Annotated in this window: 4 protein-coding genes; 3 read left to right on the plus strand and 1 reads right to left on the minus strand. The window is 55.4% G+C overall.

All coding sequences use genetic code 11. The annotated features are described in order from the left end of the window. On the plus strand, positions 1–1,756 hold a 1,756-nt coding region (locus VMW13_11185; GenBank protein ID HUV45377.1), incomplete at its 5' end, for an FAD-dependent oxidoreductase. A gap of 12 nt (positions 1,757–1,768) precedes the next feature. Here the strand turns inward: VMW13_11185 and VMW13_11190 are convergent. After that, a complete protein-coding gene (locus VMW13_11190; protein HUV45378.1) occupies positions 1,769–2,626 on the minus strand; it encodes a PfkB family carbohydrate kinase in 858 nt (285 codons plus the stop codon). 291 nt (positions 2,627–2,917) lie between these two features. Between VMW13_11190 and VMW13_11195 the strand changes: the two genes are divergently transcribed. Further along, entirely contained in the window at positions 2,918–3,883 is a 966-nt protein-coding gene (locus tag VMW13_11195) for an NYN domain-containing protein (protein HUV45379.1), read from the plus strand. Positions 3,884–4,029: 146 nt separating this feature from the next. Further along, positions 4,030–4,467, plus strand: a complete 438-nt coding sequence (locus VMW13_11200; GenBank protein HUV45380.1) for a hypothetical protein — start codon at positions 4,030–4,032, stop codon at positions 4,465–4,467. Positions 4,468–4,592: the final 125 nt, after the last annotated feature.

A 4,592-nucleotide genomic window follows, 5' to 3' on the forward strand; every position in this document is an offset into this window, starting at 1 on the left:
TTTATTGGCGTTATGGGCAGTCAACGGAATCAGGGTAGGAAAGGTGGTGAGGTCAATGGACCAGCAATTTCAGGGAGCAGCGGGTAGGCCGAGGATACTGATAGTCGGGGGTGTGGCCGGGGGTGCATCCTGTGCGGCACGTGCGCGCCGGATGTCGGAGGAAGCAGAGATTATCATGTTCGAGCGAGGACCATTCGTATCATTTGCCAACTGTGGCCTGCCCTATCACGTCGGTAACGTAATCCCGGATGAAGCGGACCTGCTTGTCGCTACACCGGAGCATTTCCGGGCAAGGTTCAATATCGATGTCAGGGTACAGAACGAGGTCAGGCTGATAGACCGTGACAGCAAAGAAGTGGAGGTAAAGGACCTGACCACGGGCAACGTCTACCGTGAGAGCTACGATGCCCTGGTCCTTTCTCCCGGAGCAACCCCTATCCGCCCGCCCTTACCGGGGATTGACCTCCCGGGCATCTTCACACTGCGGACCATTCCGGACAGCCGCGTAATCAGGGAGTGGATTGACGGACACCAGGTAAAACGGGCTATCGTAGTGGGAGGAGGGTTCGTCGGTCTTGAGATGGTGGAGAACCTGGCCAGGCGGGGAATATCCGTCGAAATCGTTGAAATGCTGCCGCAGGTAATGGCGGTACTTGACCCGGAGATGGCGTTACCCATCGAGGACCATCTGACTGCCAAAGGGGTTACCCTGCACCTGGGTGATGCTGTTGCCGGGTTCGAACCGGATGTAGATGGCAACGCCATCACTGTTCGCACCAAATCAGGACAAGGGTACGCGTGCGATATGGTAATACTCGCTATTGGCGTTCGCCCTGAGGTGAAGCTGGCCGGAGAGGCTGGACTTGAGATAGGGGAACTCGGGGGCATACGTGTCGATGACCGTATGCGCACCAGTGACGGGAGTATCTGGGCTGTGGGTGATGCCGTGGAGGTACGGGATGTGATAACCGGCCAATGGACGCTCCTTGCCCTCGCCGGCCCGGCCAATCGGCAGGGCCGGATTGCGGCCGATGTCATTCTGGGACGGGATTCTGTGTTTCGCGGGGTGCAGGGCACCGCCGTGTGCGGAGTTTTTGACATAACGGTAGCAGCAACGGGTGCTTCGGAGAGGACGTTACGGCGAAACGGCATCAATGGTAAACCGGCTCAGTATGATAAGGTCTACCTGCATACTACCGACCACGTGGACTACTACCCCGGTGCCAGGGACATGACGATAAAGCTGCTATTCTCGACCCCGGATGGCAAGGTTCTCGGTGCCCAGGTGGTAGGAGGGGATGGAGTGGCGAAGCGCATCGACGTGCTCTCGATGGCGATACAGAAGGGAGCGACCGTCTTTGACCTGGAAGAGAGCGAGCTATGCTACGCGCCACAGTTTGGGGCTGCCAAAGACCCGGTGAACATCGCCGGGATGATTGCCGCCAACGCTCTCCGGGGAGATGCCCCGCTAGTCCATTGGGAAGATATCGACCGGGCATACTCAATGATTCTTGACGTTCGTACACCGGGTGAGTATGAGGCTGGTCACGTGGAAGGGGCCGTAAATATGCCTGTTAATGCGTTGCGGGGCAGGATGGAAGAGCTGCCGCGTGACCGGGAGATAGTGCCGTACTGCATAGTTGGATACAGGTCCTACTTCGCCACTCGCATTCTGCGGCTTAACGGTTTCAATGTCCGGAACATCATTGGCGGTACAATGTCCCACGACATCTATCAAAGGCTCAGCCGGAGATAGGGTCTGAAAAGCCTATGGCTGTTCGAAAATCAGCGGGCCGCTGTGCTCCAGTTTGGCGGTTGCCGTTCTGGCAGCGAATTCCCCCACTTTGCCGGGGTCACTCACGGTCTGCCTCAGGAAGAGATAACCTGCCATGTAGGTATCGCCACACCCGGTGGGGTCGACCAGTCTCCGGGGAGGAAAGGCGGGAATTTCATAGAACCGGTCCCCGGCATAGATTAGCGAACCCCGGTTACCTCGGGTGATAATGACCTCTGCCGGGCCGTATTCGGACAGCCGCAGTGCCATTCGTCTCAGGTCTTCTTCGTGAGACAGGACACGTGCCTCTTCCTCGTTAGTCTTAAGGATGGTGACCCGTCGCAGAGCTTCTTCTTTGTCCGGCCAGTCCGTCAACCGCACCTGTCCTTCATTACTATCGGTGGTCTCATTCTCCCTGAGAAAGCCCTGCGCATCCAGAGAAACGACGGACCTTTCAGCAAGAGACACTATTACTTCGAGAGGGATATCATCTCTGGTCAACGGGCCGAGGTGGAAGACCTTTGCCTGGATACCATCGACATCTTCAGCAGTGAACGGGAGCGCAATACCGGTTACCTTCTGCCTTCTCTGTTCCATTCCTTCCGGGTAGATGTTTATGAAAGTGGTTGTTTGCGGGCTCTCCCTGAGAAAAACGGCGATCCTATCCCGGTACAGACAATCAAGGAGGCTCCTATCATATTCACTGAGCCTGGTGACGACCGCCACGTCCATACCCAGGCTCTTCATAGCCAGCGATGAATAGCAGGCAGTACCGCCGGGCATCTCCGTTTGCCTGGTGCCGATATTCACTATATCTCTGGTGACGTGTCCAACCACGCAGACATCGAACATGGTCTACCTGTCTCCTCGCAGCAGAATCAACCGTGGACTGCTTCGGCAAATTCCCGTGCGAGTATTACAATATCACTCTTTGAGTGGAATCGCCATCACGGACCAGCGACGGACTTGACGATACGAAGGTCTGGCCTTAACATAATCGTACCGGCCGATATGTACGTCCCGGAATGAGGCGTGTAGCTCTCCGTAGCCTTGCAGAATTGACAAATGACCTGCAAAGCCCTACATTGAAGTCCAGACGAATCGGTCGGATTTAATGACAAGTGGTTCCGGTGTGGAGGTAAAATGACAACTATTGCTTCTTCGACTGACCGGCAGATTGCCGTGCTGGTTGATGTTGAAAACGTTGGTCTATCTTCGATACAGTGGCTCTTCGACCAGCTGGCAGATATCGGGCGGATAATTGTAAAGCGGGCTTATGGCGATTGGTCCGTGGCTGGCAACAAACGTGACCAGCTTCTCGAGCTGGGTATTGAGGCAATCCAGGTATTCCATGCAACCCCCTCGGGTAAGAACACGAGTGATATACGTCTGGGAATTGACGCCGTCGACCTGCTGTACCAGTCTACGGTTGACACTTTTGTTATCGTGTCCGCAGACAGTGATTTCGTGCCCCTGGTAAGCCGACTTCGGGCGGCCGGAAAGATGGTAATCGGTGCCGGGGACAAGAAGAATGCCCCGCACTCACTGGTGATATCGTGTGACCGGTACTACTACCTGGAAAAGCAAGCGAAGCCGCGGGCCAGGGTACACAAGGGAAAGGGACGCAGTTCAGACGTTCTCCTTACCCGTGCCGTTGAGGCCACAATGGATGAGCAGGGCAGGGTGGTCGGGAGCAAGCTTCACCAGGCCCTGCAACGTCTCGACCCGAGCTTCAGCTTTCGTGTGCTGGGTCATTCCACCTTCACCAGGTACCTTGAGGCGTCCCCCGGCGTAAAAGTTACCCGACCGGGAGGGGCGGGAGACGTAACCGTTGAACTCGCCGAGACAGCTACAGTGCCTGCGCCTGCGCCTGTTCCCGAAGTTACCGATACGGGGTGGGATGTCAGGATTGACGCCGCATGGTCAAAACGGGCTGCCGCATCTGGAGACCGGATTCCCGGGCCCAACGCTGCCGGCGATGCCGCCAAGTTTCTCGGTGTCTCCAAGCTGAGTGCCTCGCGATACCGGACTCTGCAGGCCCTGCTCGACGCCAGCGAACTCCTGAGCGGAAAATGGCGGCGTGACGGCAATACCGTAATCAGGCGCTAGTGTAGTGTCTCTAGCACTTCGTTTGCACGCTTGACCTTATTTAAAGAATGGTTTCCGACATACCGGAGAAGGGGAAAATGCCAGGCATGCCACCCGGTGGTGGTATGTAGGGTATGTATTAATCGGCTCTTTAGCAGGAGGGTATTATGACAACGGACTACGACGAAAGGCGGGCGAGGTGGGCCAAGAAGGAGCAAGCGAAAGAAAATGAGGAACGCAAAGGGGAAGTCAAAGTCGGAGAAGCATTGGGCAAGGCAACCGGAAATATCGGAAAAACCGGTGACGTGAGGGTTAGGATTGACAATGTTGAGACACTGAGGTTTAAGCCCTCTGTGGACTTAAAGAAGGGTGATTCCATAAGCGTAACCATCGAAGCGGACTGGACCAGGAGAGGCCAAAAGAATCAAGGGGAGGAACGCAGAGGGGCAGCCAAAGTCGGAGAAGCATTGGGCACGGCAACCGGAAATATCGGAAAAACCGATGACGTGAGAGTTAGGATTGATAATGTTGAGACACTGAGGTTTAAGCCCTCTGTGGACTTAATGAAGGGCGATTCCATAAGAGTAAACATCGAAAAGGTGTAGCCCATACGGTTGCAAACGCTATTGCCTCTCAAACAGCCCCGATAGTTCACTGCTGAAAATAGGAACAAGCGATTTGTGTGATAGCGGATTTCCTTTAGCCGATATTGCCCATTTTGATTCGGAGG

The sequence above is a fragment of the Dehalococcoidales bacterium genome (assembly GCA_035529395.1).
Taxonomy (GTDB): domain Bacteria; phylum Chloroflexota; class Dehalococcoidia; order Dehalococcoidales; family Fen-1064; genus DUES01.

What these genes read in the sequence shown, in the direction of transcription:
- VMW13_11190 (HUV45378.1), bottom strand. Translation starts at nt 2,626, where the DNA reads ATGTTCGATGTCTGCGTGGTTGGACACGTCACCAGAGATATAGTGAAT.
- VMW13_11195 (HUV45379.1), top strand. Translation starts at nt 2,918, where the DNA reads ATGACAACTATTGCTTCTTCGACTGACCGGCAGATTGCCGTGCTGGTT.
- VMW13_11200 (HUV45380.1), top strand. Translation starts at nt 4,030, where the DNA reads ATGACAACGGACTACGACGAAAGGCGGGCGAGGTGGGCCAAGAAGGAG.